This is a genomic window from Microtetraspora malaysiensis (assembly GCF_050947145.1).
Lineage (GTDB): Bacteria > Actinomycetota > Actinomycetes > Streptosporangiales > Streptosporangiaceae > Microtetraspora_A > Microtetraspora_A malaysiensis.
In genome coordinates, this window is sequence record NZ_CP191998.1 from 3,898,875 (window position 1) to 3,917,202 (window position 18,328).

General features: G+C 70.5%; 17 protein-coding genes. 6 read left to right on the forward strand and 11 right to left on the reverse strand.

The window, feature by feature from the left end; genetic code table 11:
- Nucleotides 1–260: 260 nt before the first annotated feature.
- The 5 genes from ACQP1V_RS18350 to ACQP1V_RS18370 form a co-directional block, all read right to left on the reverse strand.
- Complete coding sequence (locus tag ACQP1V_RS18350; RefSeq protein ID WP_433425876.1) at nt 261–1,136, reverse strand: alpha/beta fold hydrolase; 876 nt, start codon at nt 1,134–1,136, stop codon at nt 261–263.
- Between the two features lie 487 nt (nt 1,137–1,623).
- Nucleotides 1,624–2,832 (reverse strand): vWA domain-containing protein, encoded by a 1,209-nt coding sequence (locus ACQP1V_RS18355; protein ID WP_433424589.1) that lies wholly within the window; start codon nt 2,830–2,832, stop codon nt 1,624–1,626.
- Nucleotides 2,832–4,040, reverse strand: a complete 1,209-nt coding sequence (locus tag ACQP1V_RS18360; RefSeq protein WP_433424592.1) for an AAA family ATPase — start codon at nt 4,038–4,040, stop codon at nt 2,832–2,834. Before ACQP1V_RS18360 ends, ACQP1V_RS18355 begins: the two co-directional genes overlap by 1 nt.
- A gap of 29 nt (nt 4,041–4,069) precedes the next feature.
- Nucleotides 4,070–5,353 (reverse strand): hypothetical protein, encoded by a 1,284-nt coding sequence (locus tag ACQP1V_RS18365; RefSeq protein WP_433424594.1) that lies wholly within the window; start codon nt 5,351–5,353, stop codon nt 4,070–4,072.
- A gap of 156 nt (nt 5,354–5,509) precedes the next feature.
- Nucleotides 5,510–6,736, reverse strand: coding sequence for an MFS transporter (locus ACQP1V_RS18370; protein ID WP_433424597.1), 1,227 nt, complete (start codon nt 6,734–6,736; stop codon nt 5,510–5,512).
- Nucleotides 6,737–6,794: 58 nt separating this feature from the next.
- On the opposite strand from ACQP1V_RS18370, the gene ACQP1V_RS18375 reads away from it, so the two are divergent.
- The gene (locus ACQP1V_RS18375; RefSeq protein ID WP_433424600.1) at nt 6,795–7,817 is read left to right on the forward strand and encodes a DUF5937 family protein; all 1,023 of its coding nucleotides are present in this window, start codon (nt 6,795–6,797) and stop codon (nt 7,815–7,817) included.
- Between the two features lie 34 nt (nt 7,818–7,851).
- Here ACQP1V_RS18375 and ACQP1V_RS18380 read toward each other — a convergent pair whose 3' ends face one another.
- From ACQP1V_RS18380 to ACQP1V_RS18390, 3 genes are all read right to left on the reverse strand, one after another.
- A complete protein-coding gene (locus tag ACQP1V_RS18380) occupies nt 7,852–8,997 on the reverse strand; it encodes a mandelate racemase/muconate lactonizing enzyme family protein (RefSeq protein WP_157570441.1) in 1,146 nt (381 codons plus the stop codon).
- Between the two features lie 173 nt (nt 8,998–9,170).
- Complete coding sequence (locus tag ACQP1V_RS18385; protein WP_433424603.1) at nt 9,171–9,836, reverse strand: response regulator; 666 nt, start codon at nt 9,834–9,836, stop codon at nt 9,171–9,173.
- On the reverse strand, nt 9,833–10,960 hold the full coding sequence (locus ACQP1V_RS18390) for a sensor histidine kinase (protein WP_433424606.1): 1,128 nt from the start codon (nt 10,958–10,960) through the stop codon (nt 9,833–9,835). Before ACQP1V_RS18390 ends, ACQP1V_RS18385 begins: the two co-directional genes overlap by 4 nt.
- A gap of 210 nt (nt 10,961–11,170) precedes the next feature.
- Here ACQP1V_RS18390 and ACQP1V_RS18395 point away from each other — a divergent pair, with 210 nt between their 5' ends.
- The 3 genes from ACQP1V_RS18395 (at nt 11,171) to ACQP1V_RS18405 (ending at nt 13,016) form a co-directional block, all read left to right on the forward strand.
- Nucleotides 11,171–11,581, forward strand: coding sequence for a DUF6223 family protein (locus ACQP1V_RS18395; protein ID WP_433424609.1), 411 nt, complete (start codon nt 11,171–11,173; stop codon nt 11,579–11,581).
- A 343-nt stretch (nt 11,582–11,924) separates the two neighbouring features.
- Complete coding sequence (locus ACQP1V_RS18400; protein ID WP_433424612.1) at nt 11,925–12,500, forward strand: RNA polymerase sigma factor; 576 nt, start codon at nt 11,925–11,927, stop codon at nt 12,498–12,500.
- A 48-nt stretch (nt 12,501–12,548) separates the two neighbouring features.
- Nucleotides 12,549–13,016, forward strand: coding sequence for a peroxiredoxin family protein (locus tag ACQP1V_RS18405; RefSeq protein WP_433424613.1), 468 nt, complete (start codon nt 12,549–12,551; stop codon nt 13,014–13,016).
- A 97-nt stretch (nt 13,017–13,113) separates the two neighbouring features.
- On the opposite strand, the gene ACQP1V_RS18410 is transcribed toward ACQP1V_RS18405, so the two are convergent.
- The 3 genes from ACQP1V_RS18410 to ACQP1V_RS18420 are packed head-to-tail and all read right to left on the reverse strand — an operon-like array spanning nt 13,114 to nt 15,841.
- Nucleotides 13,114–14,136 (reverse strand): ABC transporter substrate-binding protein, encoded by a 1,023-nt coding sequence (locus ACQP1V_RS18410; RefSeq protein WP_433424616.1) that lies wholly within the window; start codon nt 14,134–14,136, stop codon nt 13,114–13,116.
- A gap of 24 nt (nt 14,137–14,160) precedes the next feature.
- On the reverse strand, nt 14,161–15,036 hold the full coding sequence (locus ACQP1V_RS18415; protein ID WP_067135165.1) for an ABC transporter permease: 876 nt from the start codon (nt 15,034–15,036) through the stop codon (nt 14,161–14,163).
- Nucleotides 15,026–15,841 (reverse strand): ABC transporter ATP-binding protein, encoded by an 816-nt coding sequence (locus ACQP1V_RS18420; RefSeq protein WP_387410550.1) that lies wholly within the window; start codon nt 15,839–15,841, stop codon nt 15,026–15,028. The genes ACQP1V_RS18415 and ACQP1V_RS18420 overlap by 11 nt, the downstream gene beginning before the upstream one ends.
- Nucleotides 15,842–15,991: 150 nt before the next feature.
- Here ACQP1V_RS18420 and ACQP1V_RS18425 point away from each other — a divergent pair, with 150 nt between their 5' ends.
- Nucleotides 15,992–17,659: a sensor histidine kinase gene (locus tag ACQP1V_RS18425; RefSeq protein WP_387410552.1), complete on the forward strand. Its 1,668-nt coding sequence runs from the start codon at nt 15,992–15,994 to the stop codon at nt 17,657–17,659.
- Nucleotides 17,660–17,664: 5 nt separating this feature from the next.
- Nucleotides 17,665–18,315 carry a response regulator gene (locus ACQP1V_RS18430; protein ID WP_433425878.1) on the forward strand — a complete coding sequence of 217 codons (651 nt, stop codon included), beginning with the start codon at nt 17,665–17,667 and terminating at the stop codon, nt 18,313–18,315.
- Nucleotides 18,316–18,328 lie beyond the last annotated feature (13 nt).

Below are 18,328 nucleotides of genomic sequence, written 5' to 3' on the forward strand. Positions count from 1 at the left end.
TTTCCGTAGACGAAGTAGAAGTCATCGGGCACGCTCCAAGGCTTCTCACCCTCGGGCGATGACCACGCTTCGACGTATTTGGCTCGGCGTTGCTGGGGCGGGACGGGCCTCTGCGCCTAACTCAGTCCTGGCCCTGGATATCGGCCCTCAGGAGCCTTGACGAATGAAGCCCATGCCGGGCTCGGCGTGGATCAGCTCAGCCGGTCGTCGCGGACAGACGATGAGTCATCTACACGTCGAGCAGTCGCGCCGATCTCGCACTACTCCAGAAAATCCAGCAGTTGGCGTGCGGTCTCCTCGGGTGCTTCTTCTGGAATGAAGTGGCCGACTGGTACCGGGGAGCCGCGAACGTCATCGGCCCACTCCTGCCATATTGCGAGTGGATCATCGTAAAGTTTCGCGACCGAACCGCGCTGGCTCCACAGGAAGAGCACGGGGCAGGAGATCTTCCGGTTCCCGCGATCCGCCTCGTCCTGCTGGTAGTTCAAAGTTGGGGATGCGCGGAACTCCTCGCAGATGGCGTGCACCGTATCGGGGTGGGTGAATTTCTCGATGTACTCGCCGCGTACCTCGGCTGGGAACGCGTCCTTCACCTCGGACCACGTGTTGAGCATGAAGTCGACCAGGTTGGCCGGTGCCGCGTTGATGAACTGTTCCGGCGTCGGTTCCGGCGCGGCGAGGAAGGACCATTGCCAGTAGAGGAGGCTGAAGTCTTTGTCGGCGCGCTTGTACGCGTCGCCGACGGGAACGACGTCCATGACGGCGAGCCGGAGAACAGCATCCGGGTGATCCAGTGCGAGACGGTAGGCGCAGCGCGCCCCGCGATCGTGTCCCACGATGCCGAACTGGTCGTAGCCCAGATGTCGCATGACCTCGAGCTGGTCGCGACCGATCGCGCGCATGCTGTAGGGCTCGTGATCGGCGGTGCTGGGCGGCTTGCCGCTGTCGCCGTATCCACGCAAATCGGTGGCGACGACGGTGTAGCGCTCGGCGAGGTGGGGTGCTACCCGATGCCACATCAGATGAGTTTCCGGAATACCGTGCAGGAGCAGCAGAGGCGGTCCGTTGCCGCCTCGGCGTCCGTGGATCGACGCACCCGCGGTAGAGATGTCGAATTCTTCGAATCGATCGAACATCGCCACGGACCCCCTTGAGACATCGAGGACGTCGTGTCCTGTCGCAACTGGTGGTCAGATTCAACGATGAATCTCTCGTGCCGTTGACCAGTCAAGGAGCCGGTGGCATGACCACGCCTTGGTCCTCGCCCCTCCGGTCGAGGCCGGCGTTCCCGGTCAGCTCCGGTCCGCGACAGACCCTGGGCCGACGTGGGCCTGACCGTCACTGGTGGCCACAACCCCCAAGCTACCCAGGCACGGGCAGTGTCACCACGGTGGTTCGGTCACCAAGCGACAGCGGCGACACCGCAGACTGGTTCGCTCGTCACCGCCGGGGGTCGGCACGGCCCGCCGGTCTGGTCGGTCACGGCTCGCGGCGCAGCGGCGAGAAGAGGATCGGCACCCAGCTCACCGCCAGGATCAGCGCGCCCAGCCACATCGGCGCCCGCACCCCCCCACAGCTCGGTGGCGCCGGAGCCGGAGCGTAGGACCGCCAAGGCCGACTTGCCTAGCCGATGTCGACCACCCGTGCCCATGAGGGGGGCGTGTCCGGCACGTAGTCGGGATCGTTCTCGTACGACCGCTTGGTCCGGGGGAACAGCCCCACCACCATGCGGGACGCCGGCCGTTCCTGCGGCCACGGGGTCTGTCCGTCGGTCAGGACCACGATGACGTCCGGCCGCGGGCTCGCTCGCAGCGCCTTGGCGATGCCCGCACGCAGGTCCGTGCCGCCGCCACCCACCAGCGTCATCCCCTCGGCCCGGCACAGCGGTTGCGCGACCCGGGCCGCCGCGTCGCAGGACAGAACGCTGACCAGGTCGCGCCGGCCGCCCACGGCGCGGAGGATCGCGGCGACCTCCAGCAACGCGCTCCCCAGTTCGGCGTCGCTGACCGACGCGGAGGTGTCGATGACCACGCTGATCCGCGGCGGCCTGCGCCGCAGGCTTGGCAGGATGACGCCGGGCAGGCCGGCAGAGCGCCGCGGCGGCCTGCCATAGGTGTAGTCCTCGCCCACGCCGGGTCCTGACACCGCCGAGCGGATGGCCGTGCCGAGCAGTTCCCGCCACGGCTGCGGCGGGTGGAAGGCCTCCTCTGCCCACCGCCGCCATCCCTTCGGCACGTTCCCCGGACGGGCGTTGATGCCCTGCGCCACCCGGAACCGGACCGCCTCCCGCTCGTGGTCGCTGAGCCCGTTCGCGCCCTCCGGCCCGAGATCCCACTCCCGCTCGAGTCCGTCGGCGCCGCTGCCGCAGTCCAGCCAGACCAGATCCTGCGTGTACGGCCCGAGCCGGAACTGGCGCAGATAGTCCTCCATGAGTTCGCCTTCGTGCAGCCCCAGCATCTTCGGTTGGACGGCGCCAGCAGGCCAGGCCAGCCCGTCACCGTACACGTCGTCGTTGATCTCGAAGTCAGCGGCGATGTTCATCCGCAGCCGCTCTCCCCGTCCGGTCAGCTCCCGCTGCCGGGCGATCCGGTCGCTGCGGCCGTGATGGTCGCGCAGCAGGTGGGAGACCTCGTGCACCCACACGCTCGCCAGTTCCTCAACGGGGGTCCGCGCGACGAACGCCGGTGAGATGTAACACCGCCAGTGCCGATCCACGGCCATCGTGGGCACGAACCGCGACTCCACCGGGTGCAGCGCGAACAGCGCCGTCGCCAGATAGGGCCGGGCCCGCGCGGCGTACAACCGGGCGGTGAAGAGCTTCTCAAGGTCCATCAGCCCGCCACCCGCGCCGCGACCTCATCTGCCTTCCTGCCCAAGGAGACCACCCCGGCGAGCTTCTCGATCGAGGCTGGGACCTCCCAGTCCGCGCGGCGCAGCGCGGCGAGCGTGGAGGCGGGCACGACCACCAGGTCCGGGGCGCCGGTCTCCAGCGCTCGCACCAGCAGCTCCCATGCCGCGTCCCACCGGCCCTTCTCCGGCCGCCTCCGCACGGCCGCGACCACACCGTCAAGTACGGCCTGGCGCAGGTCACCCCGCTGGGGCAGCTCGGCCGCCGCCGGGTCGGCCAGCAGCGCCTCGGGGTCGGGGAGGTCCATCCGATCCATGGCGGCAAGCAGCTCCAGCCCAGGCCCGTCTCCCACCGCGCCCCTGACCAGCATGGACAGCACGTCCTTGGACGCGTCGGCCGCGGTGGCGAAGGCGGTCAGGCACAACGCCATCTCCCAGCTGCGAGGTGAGGGCCACGGGCCACCCCGGTGCGCCTCGTTGTTCGGCAGCCGGTGCACGAGATCGGGGCGGGCGGTGAGGAGCCCGCACACCGCACGCCGGGCGAACGTCACCGCCTCGGACAGCCGCTCCGGGTCGAGCCACGGCAGGCTCGCGCGGGGCCAGGTCCCACCGAGGCCGCGTACGACGACATCGTGATCGTGGCGCCATTGCAGGTGGACGAACCGGTTCGCGAGCGGCGGGCTCAGCTCCCAGCCATCAGCGGCAGAGGAACGCGGGTTGGCGGCCGCCACGATCCGGACACCTGCCGGGAGCCGCAGGGTCCCGACCCGCCGTTCCAGAACCAGGCGGAGCAGGGCGGCCTGTACGGCGGGCGGTGCCGTGGACAGCTCGTCAAGGAAGAGCAGCCCCCGGCCCGCGCGAGCCAGACGTACGGCCCAATCCGGCGGCGCCATCGGGACGCCCTGCACGGCTGGGTCGTCACCGACCACCGGCAGGCCGGAGAAGTCGGACGGCTCGTGCACGCTGGCGATCACCGTCGTGAGCGGCAGGTTGAGCGCCTCGGCGAGTTGCTGCAGCGCCGCGGTCTTGCCGATCCCCGGCTCCCCCCACAGCAGGACGGGCAGGTCGGCCGCCACGGCCAGGGTCAGGGCCTCCAACTGCGTGTCGGTACGTGGCTCCGTGGTGGTGTCGCGAAGCAGGGAGAGCAGATCGCCGGCGATTTCAAGGCGCGAGGCGTGAACAGACGAATGCATGATGAATCACCTTGGAGGTCGAGGAAAGCTCAGCGGAATTTGGCGTGGCGAGGGCGTGCCCGGCCCTCACGGGAGCGGCGGTCCGGTCGCTCGGCCGGTCCCGGCCCCGACCCGAGCCCGGCACGGAACAGCCCGTGGTCGATCCGCCGCCGCGCCGCCTTCTCCAGCACGTCGCGCAGCGCGCCCTCGGGCAGCCGCGCACCAGGTCCCAGGAGACCGTCGACCGTGACCTGAGCACCTGCGGCGTCGCCGTGCTCCAGTCGCGCGCGGACGTCGAGGAGGCACTCCGGGGAGCGGTGGGCCTCCTCGATCAGCTGCAAACAGGGCAACGGGGTGCCGGTCAATTCGGCCAGCAGTTTCTCGCGCCGGATCTCGGTCGCGTCGTGATCCAGGGCGACCAGCGCGCCGTTCACGAGCGCGATCCTGTGCTGTTCGCCGCGGCACTCGACCATTCGCGGCCCGTTCTCGCTCTGGTGGCCGTGCGGCTTGGCGTCCGGCGAATGGCCGGGTACGAGCGCCGCTGCGACGAGCGGGTGCAGCCTGTCGGCCTCGATCAGCCCGGCACGCAGCAACGCCAGGTCGGGCAGCACCCAGGTCGCCGCATCAGGCAAGATCGGCGGCGGCGCGGGTCCTTCGTTGCTGACCCGGGACGCGTCCACATCGAGGACCACCTGACGCCGCCCGCCGACCCGGACGGCGACCGTACCCCCGTCCTGCCCCTCGGCACAGAGCAGCAACCGGGCCTCGGCCGGCCACCGATCGACGGCCCAGCCCCGTGCGTGCGGCGCTGTTTCGGAACGTGCACGCAACTCACCGGCCCTGCGCGCATCCCACAAGTGGCGATGCAGGTCGAGGCGGAAGCGTCGGTTCGGATGGGGGTGCGGATGCGGTCCGGACCGGGAACCGTCCCAGAGCGCCAGGCTGATCCGCTGACCGGCATCTGCCCAGGCCGGCGGGGTCCTGGCCACGAGGTGAACCGGGTTGTCCCTCTCGTGGTACCGGGCCAGCGAGAGGGTCAGGCCCGGACGTATCAGGCCATTGGGGGCGATCCTCGGCATGTGCCAGCGCAGCAGCTCAGGTGCCAGGTGGCGGAGGTCGGTTCGGAGGTGGGTGGCCAGTTCCCGGCCGTGGAGGCGCGCTATGTGGCGCAGGTTGAGATCGACGTCTACGTGTGCTGCTGCGCACGCTGCTGCCCAGTCTCCGGTAGTACGGCGGGCGGTCGCTGACTCGATCATGGGGGGCGGCACGGCGAACTCGCGCACGCGCAGCCAGAGGGTTAGGCGGGGATCCTCGTTCGGGGTTGAGCGCGGCATCAGCACTCACCTTGCGTGAACGGGGCCCCCAATCTGATGGAGGAGGTATTCATCGTGATCAGCGTAGCGTCTTCCGATCCGCGCGAGAAGAGCGGCTCCGGCAGGATGGTTCGCTCGTCACCGCCGGGGGCGGCCACGGCCCGCCGGTCTGGTCGGTCACGGCTCGCGGCGCAGCGGCGAGAAGAGGATCGGCACCCAGCTCACCGCCAGGATCAGCGCGCCCAGCCACATCGGCGCCCGTACCCCCCACAGCTCCCCGAGCACTCCGGCGAGCAGCCCCCCGATTCCGACCGCGCCCATCAGGAGCAGGCGCATCGTCGCCGTCATCCGGCCCATCATCTCGTCGGGCGTGACGCGCTGCCGCAGGCTGACGAGCAGCACGTTGTTGATTCCGGTCCGGAACGTCAGCACGAACCACGCCGCCGTCGCCGCCCACAGCAACGGCCCACGGTCGAGGAACGGGATCACGAACGCCGCCGGCGAGGTGACCAGACTGACCATCCACACGGCCCGGCCGGTGCCGAGGCGGCGGCCGAGCAGGTGCGCGGAGGACGACCCCGCGAGCACGCCGAGGCCGCCGGCCGCCAGGTAGGCCCCCAACACCCACTCGGGCAGCCCGAGCAGATCCACGATGAGCACGGGCAGCAGGACCGAGCAGAGCGGGAACGCCAGGTTGAACAGCGAGCCCTGGAGCAGGGCCGCGGTAAGTACCGGGTTGCCGAACACGAAGCGCACGCCGGCCGAGATCTGCCGCGCGATGGGCGGGCGCGGTGTGTCGGGCGCCGCCTGGACCGGCTCCTGGACGCGACGCAGCCAGGCGGCCGACCACAGGTAGCTGAGCGCGTCGAGCAGGATGGCCACGGGCGCTCCGGCCGTCTGCACCAGCACGCCCGCCAGGCTGCGCCCCGCGACGTCCATGCCCGAGTTCGTGCCCACAAGCAGCGAGTTGGCAGATGTCAGCCGATCTCGCCCGACGATGCCCGGCACGAGGCTGAACGAGGCCACGTCGAAGAACAGCGTTCCGGCGCCGACCAGCATGGCCACCAGATAGAGCTGCGCCATGGACAGCCACCCCGCCCACCAGGCGACCGGTACGGAGAACAGGACGAGCGCCCGCGCCAGGTCGGTGGCCAGCATCACGGGACGCCGCCTGACCCGGTCCACCCAGGCGCCGGCGGGCAATCCGAGAACGAGCACCGTGAGCGTGCTCAGCGCGCTCAGCAGGCCGACCTCGGCCGGGCCTGCGCTCAGCGCGGTGACCGCGAGCAGGGGCAGTGCCACGTAGCTGATCTGGCTGCCTGCCTGGCTGATCGCTCCCGCGACGTAGAGGTTGCGGAAGTCGGGAAGCCGCAGCAGGGGAGTTTCCACTTGTGTTGCCGTCATGCCGCAAAGATGCTGACATGTCGCCCAAAGGTCCATCGATTAAGTGAGAAGCGAATCCATGACGCTGGAGCTGACGTTCACCACCCGCGATATCGCCAACATCCGCTTCGCCATCTCCCCGCTCGGCGAGGTCGTCGCGAGCGTCCGCGTCGTGAAGAACCCCGCGGCCCACCCGCTGCTGCGTCCCTGGGCGGAGCAGGTACGGCGGCGCCTGGCGGACGTGGACTGGCGCCTGCTGTCGGACCTCGTGCCGGTGCCCACGATCTCGATCGCCGGCTTCACCTGCACCCCGCCCGCCACCTCCATCCCCGACCTGGAACTGGAGCTGGCCACGATGCGGGCCGCGGCCGACCGGGTCCGCACCGACCTGGACGACGCCGGCACCCCCCGCACCAAGCGCGTCGAGGCCCTCTACGCCGACCCCGGCAAGGGCCTGGAACGCCTGGCGCAGGAGGTGGAGAACTACTGGGCGGCGGCCATCGCCCCGTACTGGCCACGGATCAGGTCCCTGCTCGAAGGGGAGATCCTCTACCGTGCCAAGCTCCTGGCGGAGGGCGGCGCGCAGCGCATGCTGACCGACCTCGACCCGAGCGTGACCTGGCACGACGGCACGCTGCGGGTGGAACACCGCTACGTGTCGGGGACCCGTTCACTGCGCGGTCTCGGGCTGTTGCTCGTGCCCTGCGTGTTCGTCTGGCCGCGGGTCCTCTCCGTCACGACTCCGCCGTACCAGCCCACGGTCCGCTACTCGCCGCGCGGCATCGGCACGCTCTGGGAGAGTCGCGGACTGGAGCCGCCGCGGGCCTTGGCCGCCGTGCTCGGCAGGACGCGGGCACGTCTGCTGGCCGAGCTGGATCAACCCGCCTCCACCCGCGACCTGGCCCTGCGTGTCGGGCTCTCCGAGCCCGGCATCAACCAGCATCTCACCGCGCTGCGTGACGCCGGCTTGTGCACCGCGCACCGCACCGGGCGGTACATCCTCTACGCCCGTACGACGACGGCTGAAGCTTTGCTGGGGGGCGGCCGGCTCGACGAGACGTCCTCGCCCGGGCCGGGCTCCGGCACTCGACCTGCCGGCTGACCCCGCCTCCCGGCCGCCCCTGAACGTCTCCCGGTCAGGCGACCCAGTGCGCCGAGGCGAGGGAGCGGACCGCGTCCTCGTCCACCTCGACGCCGAGGCCCGGTCCCGTCGGCACCAGGGCCGTGCCGTCGACGACCTCCACCGTGCTGTCCCCGACGTAGGCCGAGTGGACGAACTGCCGCCCGTTGAGATCGACGGGAGTGTCCACGCCGAACGCGGCGAACAGGTGCAGCGAAGCGGCGAACCCGAGATCGGTGTCGGTCAGCCCCGACCCCATGATGCGCAGCCCCGCGTCCTCGGCGAGCTGGCAGAGCCGCCGCGAGAGCGTGAGCCCGCCGGAACGCTGCACCTTGGCGATCGCGATGTCCACCGCGTCGAGCTTCACGAACGTGGCCATGTCGGAGGGGTGACGCAGGCTCTCGTCCAGCGCGACCGGAAGCGGGCTGTGGTCGCGCAGCCGGCGCAGGCCGGTGATGTCGTTGGCGGGCAGCGGCTGCTCGAACGCCGACACGTCGAGGTCGACCAGCCTGCGCGCCATGCGCAGCGCGCCGTCCACGGTGTAGGCCTGGTTCGCGTCCACCCAGATGGGCGCGTCCGGCGCCGCCTCCCTGACCGCCGCCACGACCGAGACGTCCGTCGCCTCGTCGTGCAGGCCCACCTTCACCTTGTACGCCTGGTAGCCCTGCGCCCGCCCTTCCTCGACGGCCTGCCGCACCTCGGCGGGGGTCTGACCGGCCACGATCCAGCCGAGCTTGATCCGGTCGAGGCGGCGCTGGCCCCAGAGCACACCGACGGAGACGCCGAGGGTCCGGCCGATCAGGTCGTGCAGCGCGATGTCGAGCGCGGACTTGGCGATGGGAGAGCCGATCGTCAGGCCACGGTTGATCACCTTCTCGTAGGCCGCGCAGGCGCCATCCAGATCCCACGCCGACCGTCCGATCAGCGCGGGGGCGAGGTAGCCGTGGATCGTCGTCGAGATCGACTCCACGGTCTCGTACGTCCAGGAGGGCGTCGGGGTCGCCTCACCCCAGCCGGTCCGGTCGCCGGCCGTGACCTTGACCAGCACTCGTTCCGTGGGCTTGCCCGCCGTGGTGACGCTTCCTCCGGAAATGCTGAACGACCGGATGGACGGCAATTCCACGACGAACGTTTCCACCCGCTCGACGACCAGCGACTCCATGATTCTCCCGTCGGAATGAATTCATGCTTAATTAGGTGCCGTAATGCCCAGAACCTAGCATGTTGGAATTGTTTGGCGAATTAACGGAATGAATTCACGTCATTTCCGGAGCGGGCGTGGGACGGCTGGTTGAGCGTCCGCGGAGCAGTACAGAGCGGGCCGGCCCGTTGAGGTCAGGAGCCTCCGCGTGGGACCACCACGCCGGATTCATAGGCGAGGACCACGAGTTGGGCGCGGTCACGCGCATGGAGTTTGGCCATGGCCCGGTTGATATGGGTTTTCGCGGTCAATGAGCTGATCACCATGCGGTCGGCGATCTGGTCGTTGGACAGGCCCTGCGCGACCAGGGCGACGGCCTCGCGTTCGCGGTTGGTCAGCTCTTTCAGCCCCGTGCCGGCATCGGCGTGGAGCGGCTGGGTGATGTACCGGTTGATCAGCTTGCGGGTGATCGACGGTGCGAGCAGAGCATCACCGCGCGCGGCGACGCGTACGGCGTGCAGGAAGTCCTCGGGCACGATGTCCTTGACGAGGAATCCGGCCGCGCCGGCGCGCAGCGCGTTGAAGACGTGTTCGTCCAAGCCGTAGTTCGTCAGGATGACGACGTGCACCCCGGCCAGGGCCGGGTCCGCGGCGATGCGCCGGGTCGCCTCGATGCCGTCGATGACCGGCATCTGGATGTCGATGAGCGCGATGTCGGGCAGGTGTTCCCTGGCCAGAGCCAGGCACTCCTTCCCGTCGGAGGCCTCGGCCACCACCTCGATGTCGTCCTCGAGGTCAAGGAGCGCGCGGAATCCGCTGCGGATGAGCGGCTGGTCGTCGACCAGCAGGACACGGATCATGACGTACGGTCCACGGGAAGCTCGGCCTGTACGGTGAAGCCGCCCTCGTCGCGGGGTTCGGCGCGCAGGTGCCCGCCGAGGGCGGTGACGCGTTCGTGCATCCCGAGCAGTCCGATGCCCGGCATCGGGGCGCTGCCCGGCGCGGCCGTGCCGTCGTCGTCGACGCGTACGGCGAGGGCGTCCGCACGGTAGTCGATCCGGACCGAGGCCGTGGTGGCGGCGGCGTGGCGGGCGACGTTGGTGAGCGACTCCTGAACGATGCGATAGGCGGTCCGGTCCACCGCGGCCGGCACGTCGCACCGCTGCCCTTCGACCGTCAGCGTCGTGTCCAGTCCGCTCGTTCGGGCCCGCTTCACCAGTTCCGGTACGTGGTCGATGCCAGGGGGCGGGGTCGTGTCGTCGTCGCGCAGCGCCTCCAGGGTCGCCCGCAGCTCCCGCGTCGCCTCCCGAGAGGCCTCCTGGATCGCCAGCAGCGCCTCCGGCACCTGCTCACCCCGCTTGCGGGCCACATGGACGGCGACCTCGGCCTGCACCTTGATGACCGAGATCTGGTGGGTGAGCGAATCGTGCAGCTCCCGTGCGATGTGCAGCCGCTCCTCGTCGGCGCGGCGCCGCGCGGTCTCCTCGCGGGTGCGTTCGGCCTCGTCCGCCCGCCGCTCGGCCTGCCGCAGCGCTTCGCCCGCGGCGCCGGCCGCGATCAGCCAGGCCAGTTCGAGAGCGCCTCGGGCCTGCGCGAACGCCTCGCCGGTGTCGTGCAGGCCCGAGGCGAGGGCCGCGAGCGGGAGAGTGAGCAGCATGGTCACGCTCGCCGCCACCGTGGCGGTGCGATGCCCCGCCCGCACGGCCGCGTACACCGCGAACAGGTACGCGACGGCGGGCACGTCGAAACCGGCCGCCTGGTAACCCACCGCACACAGCCCGGTGACGGCCAGGACGAGAACCGGAGCCCGGCGGCGCGCGGCCAGCGCCAGACCGCCGGCCGTCAGGAGCGCGTAGCCGGGCAGGGCGAGGTATGTGGCGGCGTGCTGCTTGGACAGCCCGGTGACGAGCAGCGTCGCCGCCATGCCGACGGCGATCGCCCAATCCATGACACGTACCGGGACACCGGACCGTCCTGTGCTCATGCGCGCACCCTAGCGGGATGTTCGCGCGGCCAACTCCTGCGCGCGGACGATCGGCCGCTACCGCGCTCGCAGTATCTTCGCGGCTCCTGCAGCGTCCGCGGCAGCGGGAATTGCCCGCGTCAGCAGGACGACCGGCGACGGGGCCGGCGGACATGATCGGGCGACGTCCAGTCGTAAGAGAAGCAGTCGTAAGAGAAGAAGGAGCACCGCATGTCTGTCCGTCCCCCGCTTGCCACCCTGCTCGGAGGTTTCGGGTTCGCCGGACCGGCGGCCGCGCACGTCTTGGTCCAGTCGGCCGACGTCGATGCCTACACCTTGACCGCCGGGCGTCTCTGGTCCTTGGGCGGCGCGCTGCTGGGGCTGGTCGGCGTGGTCATCGGCGGGCTGGCTCTGGCCCGCTCCACCGGTCGCATCGGCACCGGCGACGGGAGGCGCGGGGCCGTCGTGGCCGTGGTGGCGGGACTGGCCGGCCTGGTCATCGGCGGGGTGGTCGTGGCCGCCGCCAAGGGTGGTCCCGGCACCGGCTACGGAATAGTCGGGGGTTACGTCGCCCTGGTGGTGGGGCTGATCGCCGTAGTTCTGGGCGGGCTCGTTCTGGCCCGCGCCCGCCGCGCCGGCTGAGCGGGCTGGCCGGCCTGACGGTTGGCGTCCACCGGCCGCCGCTGCTTGGCTGGAACGCGTGAGAACCCGGCGGCGTGATTGGGCTGAGCGACGATCGGCTGGCTCCAGCGCCGCTGGGCGTGAACCTAAGTGGTTCGGCTCTTCGGGGACAGGCTGCTTGTCGGCGTACTGCTCGGGGTGCGCCGAGCGAGATTGATCCTGAAACGGTGAATCCTTTCGCGGTGTGGGGGCCTCTTATGGGATGACGGTCACGCTGGGAAGGGGATTCGGATGAGTGACGTCGTGATGCCGGCTGTGGGGCAGGCACTGTTCACGACCTCGTTCCGGTGGCAAGGGCGCGGACGTGGCTGACCGCGGCTGGGTGAGCACGCGGCTCATCGAGGCCGCACAGGCTGGTGATCGAGAGTCGATCACTGCGGTGGTCCATGGTGCCCACTCTCATGTGCGGCGCTTCGCGGAGCATCTTTGTGCGTCCCCGCAGGATGCTGAGGACGCCGCGCAGGAAGCGCTGATCATCCTCTACCGGAAGATCGGTTCACTCCGCGCTACCGGGGCACTGGCATCGTGGATGTTCCGAATCGTCCGGAATGAGTGCCTACGCCGGGCTCGGTCGCTGTTCGATCGCTATGACGAGGCCGGCGCCGGTCTGGTGACGTCGGCCGAGGAGGAGGTCATCCGGCGTCTGGAAGCCGAGATCGTCGCGCAGGCGATCAGAGAGCTGCCGGACGTTCAGCGCAGGGTGTTGATCATGCGGGACGTCCTGGGCTACCCAGGGCGGGTAGTCGCGGAGAGGCTCGGCCTGAGCAACGCCGCGATGAAGTCCCAGCTACACCGGGCACGTAGCACGGTACGGCTCGGCCTGGGCGGAAAGACCGACGCCACGGGCGGACGCACGACCCCGGAATCCACTGGCGCCTGACCTGAGCAGACCGTATTTCCGCAACCCGAGTTGAAGAGGAGTTCCGCCATGCTTGAAGCTGGATCGCCGGCGCCCGACGTCGTGCTGGAAGACACCGACGGCCAGGCCGTCCGCCTGTCCGACTACCAGGGCAATCATGCTGTGCTCATCTACTTCATGCGGTCGACGTCGTGCCCGGTCTGCAACCGACACGTCCAAGACCTCATCCGGCGCCGCGACGAGCTCGCTGCCGACAACGTCCGAGTGCTTGTCGCGGTTCCCGAGGACCGCCAAGCAGCGGCCGAATGGAAGGCCAAGCGTCAGATCCCGTTCCTCGTCCTCACCGGCCGCCACAGCAATCCGCACGAGATGATCGGCCTGAGCAGAAAGGTCTTCGGCTCGCTGCAGCAGTCAGGCAGCATCCTCATTGACTCCCAGGGCATCATCCGCCACGCCCACGGCGCCACCATGCCCACCAGTGGCTATCAGAGGAAGGCAATCACCGCCGCCGCCCAGGCCCTCCGCACCCGTGGGTGATCTACGCACACTCAGCGCGGACCACTAAGCCTTCGGGTAGGCCGCCCCGGTCACGGCGGCCAGGGGACAGCCGGACCGCCGTGACGTCGGGCAACCGTCAGGACTGGGGGACCTTGGAGGTGAACTCGGTGGTGAAGGTCTTGGACAGGTCGATCTGGTCCTTCTTGGCCTTCACGTCGGGACTGAACGCCGACAGCACCTCCAGCACGTTCTTCGGGCCGTCGTCGGGCATGATGCCGTCGTCGGTGAACATGCCCTTGGAGTCGTTGACCGCCTTGACGTACAGCGTCTCGTCGGCGCCCTTGAACTCGGCGGGCATCTTGTCGGCGATCTCCTGCGCGGAATGCGCGTTGATCCACCGAAGCGTGCGTACGAACGCGTTGGCCAGCTTCTGCGCGATCTCCTTGTGCCCGTCGACCCACTCGCAGGTCATGTACAGCGAGCTCGCCGGGTAGAGGCCGCCGAGCGCGGCCCGGGTGCCCTCCTTGGTGCGCATGTCGATGAACACCTTGCCCTTGCCGGTGGTCACGAGCTGCGCGGCGGTGGGGTCGGTGGTCATGCCCGCGTCGATGCCGCCGTTCTCGATGGCGGAGATGAAGGTGGCGCCCGCCCCGGCCTTCACCCGCGTGTACGACTCGGGCGCCACGCCGTGCTTGACCGCGAGGTACTGAGTCAGGAAGTCGGTGGACGACCCGGGGCTGGTGATGCCGAGCTTCTTGCCGGCGAAGTCCTGGGGCCCGGTGATGGCGTCCGCCTTGTCCGCGGCGACGATCTCCACCTCGCCGGGGACGTCGGCGAACTGGACGACGCTCTTCACGCACTTCCCCTTGGCCTGCAGGTCGACGGAGTGGTCGTAGAAGCCGACGACGCCGTGGACGTCGCCGGACAGCATCACGTTCTCGGCCTGCGCTCCGGCGGGCTCGGTGAGCAGCTGGACGTTCAGGCCCTCCTGGGTGAAGTTGCCGAGCTGCTCGCTCAGCTTGGCCGGCAGGTAGATGACCTTGTCGATGCCGCCGACCATGATCTTGACTTGCTCGGAGGCCGACGGCGCCGACCCGCCGCAGCCGGCCGTGCCGGCGAGGACGAGACCGGCGGCGGTGAGCGCGAGGTGCTTCTTCATGTGGGGGGTCGCCTTTCGGGTGGTTCAGATCTGCACGTCGTGGGAGCCGGAGGCGGCGGGCCGCCAGCGGAGGAGGCGGCGTTCGAGCAGCGTCAGCAGCCACTCGGCCACCAGCGCGATCAGCGTGATGATGATCATTCCGGCGTAGATGCCGGCCGAGTCGAACGTGCCCTGCGCGTTGTTGATCAGCAGGCCGAGGCCCTTGTCGGCGCCCGAGTACTCGCCGACGACGGCGCCGATGATGGCGAAGCCGAACGCCGAGTGGAGCGAGGCGAGGATCCACGAGGTGGCGCTCGGCACCACGATCGTCCAGAGGATCTGCGCGCGGCCCGCGCCGAGGATCCTGGCGTTGTTGACCAGGCCCCGGTCGACCTCTCTCGCCCCCTGGAAGGCGTTGAAGAACACCGCGAAGAACACCAGGATGAACGCGGTCGCGATCTTGGAGGACATGCCGAGCCCGAACCAGATCACGAACAGCGAGGCGAGCACGATGCGGGGGATCGCGTTGGCGGCCTTGATGAACGGGGCGAGGACGTCGGCGACGAACCGGCTGCGCCCGAGGACGATGCCGAGCAGCACGCCCGCGACGCCGCCGAGAGCGAACCCGGCGACGGCCTCCTGGAGCGTGTACGAGATCTGCGTCCAGATGGATCCGAAGGCGGTCGTCTGCGTGAACCAGTCGACGAGCTTCCCCCCGATCGCCGACGGCTTGGAGTAGTAGAAGGGGTCGATCAGGTACGTGGCCGACAGCTCCCACGAGCCGAGCCAGACGGCGACGAGCAGCAGCCGTACGCCGGTGACGGCCAGCTTTCTGCGCCGGACGGCGGCACGGGCCGACGACACGGCGAGATCCTCGTCGGTGGGCGCGGCGGCGCCGGGCAGGGCGACGTCATGCGACACGGCCGGACATCCTCTCCCTGGTGATCTGGACCTCTTCGCGGAGGGACTCCCACACCTCGCGGTAGACGTCGAGGAAGTCGGAGGTCAGCCGGATCTCCTCCGCGTCGCGCGGGCGCGGCAGCCGTACGTCGAAGACCTGCTTGACCGTCGCGGGCCCCGCGGTCATCACGGCGACCCGGTCGGCGAGGACCAGCGCCTCCTCCAGGTCGTGCGTGACGAAGACGACCGCGGCGCCGGTGCCGGACCACAGCCGCAGCAGCTCGGCCTGCATCAGCCCGCGTGTCTGCACGTCCAGGGCCGAGAACGGCTCGTCCATCAGCAGGATCCGCGGTTCGTTGACGAGAGTCTGGGCGAGCGCGACGCGCTTGCGCATGCCGCCGGACAGCTGGTGCGGGTAGTAGTCCTCGAATCCGCCGAGGCCGACCCGGTCGACCCAGTCGCGGGCGCGGTCGCGGGCGTCGGACGTGGTGGCGCCGCGGTAGCGCGGTCCGAGGGTCACGTTGTCCAGCACGGTGCGCCACGGCAACACGGCGTCGGCCTGGAACATGTACCCGACGCCCTCGGGGATGCCGGTCACCTCCCGGCCGTTCACGGCGACGCGGCCGTGCGAGGGCGGCTCCAGCCCGGAGACGAGGGAGAGGGTGGTGGACTTGCCGCACCCGGTGGGACCGACGACGGCGACGAACTCGCCCGCCGCGACGGTGAGGTCCAGATCGCGTACGGCGGTGTGAACGCCGCCCGACGCGGACCGGAACCGTTTCGTCGCGCCGACGAGTTCGATCACCGGCACAGTTTCGGATGTCATGGCCGGGACCGTACGGAGCGGCCGGGACGCGGTGAACCCTTGCGCAGCTAAGCCGCGCAAGTCATCTTTCGCGCTGTTAACCGCGATTACCGGGGTTTTGCGCTTTACCCGCACGGTCCTTTCGCGCCTCGCCTCGGCTAACGTGCACGCGTGCGCTCGCTCCGTTTCGCCCATCAGGTGCTCGCGCTGCAGATCGTCGTCGTCATGCTGGTCGCGGGCTCCGGCTTCGCGCTGGCCGCGTGGCTCATGCGCGATGAGCTGACCGTCCAGTACGGCGAGCGCGCGGTGTCGGTGGCCCGGGCGCTGGCCGCCGACCCCTCCGTCGCGGTCGCCGCGGCGCTGGACGACCCCGCGCACCTGATCCAGCCGAGGGCGGAGGCGGTGCGGGCGGCCACCGGAGCGCTGTTCGTGGTCGTCACCGACCGGCGCGGCATCCGCCTGTCGCACCCGCGCACCGAGCTGATCGGCAGGCGGGTCAGCACCGACCCGTCGGGGCCGCTGTCCGGGCGCGACGTGGTGACGGTCGAGCAGGGGACGCTCGGCCTGTCGGCGCGGGGCAAGGTGCCGTTGCGGACGCCGGACGGCCGGATCGTCGGCGAGGTCAGCGTGGGCTTCGCCGTCCAGCAGATCCACGTGCGCGTGGGACGGGTCCTCGTGCTGGCCGCCCTTTTCACCGGGGCGGCGCTGCTGCTCGGGGTGGCCGGCTCGGCCGCGATCGGTCACCGCCTGCGCCGCCAGACGCTGGGGCTGGAGCCGTCCGAGCTCGGAGAGCTCATCTCGCAGCGCGAGGCGGTGCTGCACGGCATCGGTGAGGGCGTGCTCGCGGTGGACGCCGACGGCCGGGTCACCGTGTGCAACGCCGAGGCGGTCAGGCTCCTCGGGCTGGGGGAGGAGTCACCAGAGGTCCTGGGCCGGCCCTTCCGTGACCTGCCGCTGCCGCCCCGGCTGCAGGCCGCGCTCGGCGGCGCCGACGAGGCCGCCAGCCAGCTCGTCGTCGCGGACGACCGCGTGCTCGTGGTCGGGCGGCGGCAGGTGCGCAGGGAGGGCCGGGAGCTCGGCACCGTCCTGACCCTGCGCGACCGCACCGACCTTGAGAAGCTCACCCGGGAGCTGCACGCGGAACGCGACCTGCTCGACGCGCTCAGGGCGCAGCGGCACGAGCACGCCAACCGGCTGCACACCGTCGCCGGCCTGCTGCAACTCGGCCATCACGAGCAGGCCGCCGACTACCTGCACATGCTCACGGTGGAGCCGCTCGCCGCGGTCCCCGGCGCGGCCGGGGACGTCATCACCGACCCGTACCTGCTGGCCTTCCTCGCGGCCAAGGCCGCCGTCGCGGCGGAGCGCGGCATCCGCTTCATCGTGGCGCCGGGGAGCTGGGCGCCCGGCGAGATCGTCAGCCCTCTGGACGTGACGACGGTCGTCGGGAACCTGGTCGACAACGCGCTCGAGGCGGCCCAGGAGGGGCCCGACCGGCCGGCGCACGTCGAGGTGGAGCTGCTCCGCGACGGCGCCGACCTGCACGTCACGGTGACGGACTCCGGGGAGGGCGTCCCGCCGGAGCTCGCCGACGCGGTGTTCGAGGACGGCTTCACCACCAAGACCGGAGACCGGCCGCGCGGACTCGGTCTGGCGCTGGCGCGTCAGGTCGCCCGGGCCCGCGGCGGAGACATCGTCCTCGGTCACGGAGCCGTCGTGACCGTGGGGGAGACGGAGCGCGCCGGGGCGGCGCGGCCGTCCGAGCCGCCCGGCCGCACGCCCCGGTCCGAACGGGATGGCACCATGTTCCTCGCTCGTCTGCCGGGGGTCCTGAGTTGATCGATGTGCTCGTGGTCGACGACGACTTCCGCGTGGCCCAGGTCCACGCCGGGTTCGTCGAGCTCGTCCCTGGGTTCCGGGTGGCGGGGCAGGCCCACACCGCCGCGGCGGCGTCAGAGCTGGCCGCCCGGCTCCGCCCCGACCTCGTCCTGCTGGACGTCTATCTCCCCGACGGGTCCGGGCTGGACCTGATCCGGGAGCTGTCCGCCGACGTCATCGTGCTGACCGCGGCCGACGACGCCGCCTCCGTGCGCGCCGCCCTCTCCAGGGGAGCCCTGCACTATGTGATCAAGCCCTTCGGCGCGCAGGACCTGGGCAACCGGCTCAGGGGGTACGCGCGCTACCGCCGCCTGCTGGGCTCGGCGACGGGCATGAACCAGTCGTCCATCGACGAGGCGATGCGCGCGCTGCACCGCGCCGACCAGGCCCCCGCGCGCGGGCCGAAGGGGCACTCCCCGGTCACCGTCCGCCTGATCGCCGACATCCTGCAGGCCAGCGAGAACCCGCTGTCGGCGGCGGAGATCGCCGCCCGCATCGGCGTCTCGCGGGCCACCGCGCAGCGGTACCTCGCGGGCCTCACCGAGTCCGGACGGGTAGCCATGACGCTCAGGTACGGCGCGACCGGCCGCCCCGAGCACCTCTACACCTGGTGCTGACCCGACCGGCCGG

Bases quoted from the DNA above. Each gene is read 5' to 3' on its own strand.
- ACQP1V_RS18350 (WP_433425876.1), bottom strand. From the start codon at position 1,136: ATGTTCGATCGATTCGAAGAATTCGACATCTCTACCGCGGGTGCGTCG.
- ACQP1V_RS18355 (WP_433424589.1), bottom strand. From the start codon at position 2,832: ATGGACCTTGAGAAGCTCTTCACCGCCCGGTTGTACGCCGCGCGGGCC.
- ACQP1V_RS18360 (WP_433424592.1), bottom strand. From the start codon at position 4,040: ATGCATTCGTCTGTTCACGCCTCGCGCCTTGAAATCGCCGGCGATCTG.
- ACQP1V_RS18365 (WP_433424594.1), bottom strand. From the start codon at position 5,353: ATGCCGCGCTCAACCCCGAACGAGGATCCCCGCCTAACCCTCTGGCTG.
- ACQP1V_RS18370 (WP_433424597.1), bottom strand. From the start codon at position 6,736: ATGACGGCAACACAAGTGGAAACTCCCCTGCTGCGGCTTCCCGACTTC.
- ACQP1V_RS18375 (WP_433424600.1), top strand. From the start codon at position 6,795: ATGACGCTGGAGCTGACGTTCACCACCCGCGATATCGCCAACATCCGC.
- ACQP1V_RS18380 (WP_157570441.1), bottom strand. From the start codon at position 8,997: ATGGAGTCGCTGGTCGTCGAGCGGGTGGAAACGTTCGTCGTGGAATTG.
- ACQP1V_RS18385 (WP_433424603.1), bottom strand. From the start codon at position 9,836: ATGATCCGTGTCCTGCTGGTCGACGACCAGCCGCTCATCCGCAGCGGA.
- ACQP1V_RS18390 (WP_433424606.1), bottom strand. From the start codon at position 10,960: ATGAGCACAGGACGGTCCGGTGTCCCGGTACGTGTCATGGATTGGGCG.
- ACQP1V_RS18395 (WP_433424609.1), top strand. From the start codon at position 11,171: ATGTCTGTCCGTCCCCCGCTTGCCACCCTGCTCGGAGGTTTCGGGTTC.
- ACQP1V_RS18405 (WP_433424613.1), top strand. From the start codon at position 12,549: ATGCTTGAAGCTGGATCGCCGGCGCCCGACGTCGTGCTGGAAGACACC.
- ACQP1V_RS18410 (WP_433424616.1), bottom strand. From the start codon at position 14,136: ATGAAGAAGCACCTCGCGCTCACCGCCGCCGGTCTCGTCCTCGCCGGC.
- ACQP1V_RS18420 (WP_387410550.1), bottom strand. From the start codon at position 15,841: ATGACATCCGAAACTGTGCCGGTGATCGAACTCGTCGGCGCGACGAAA.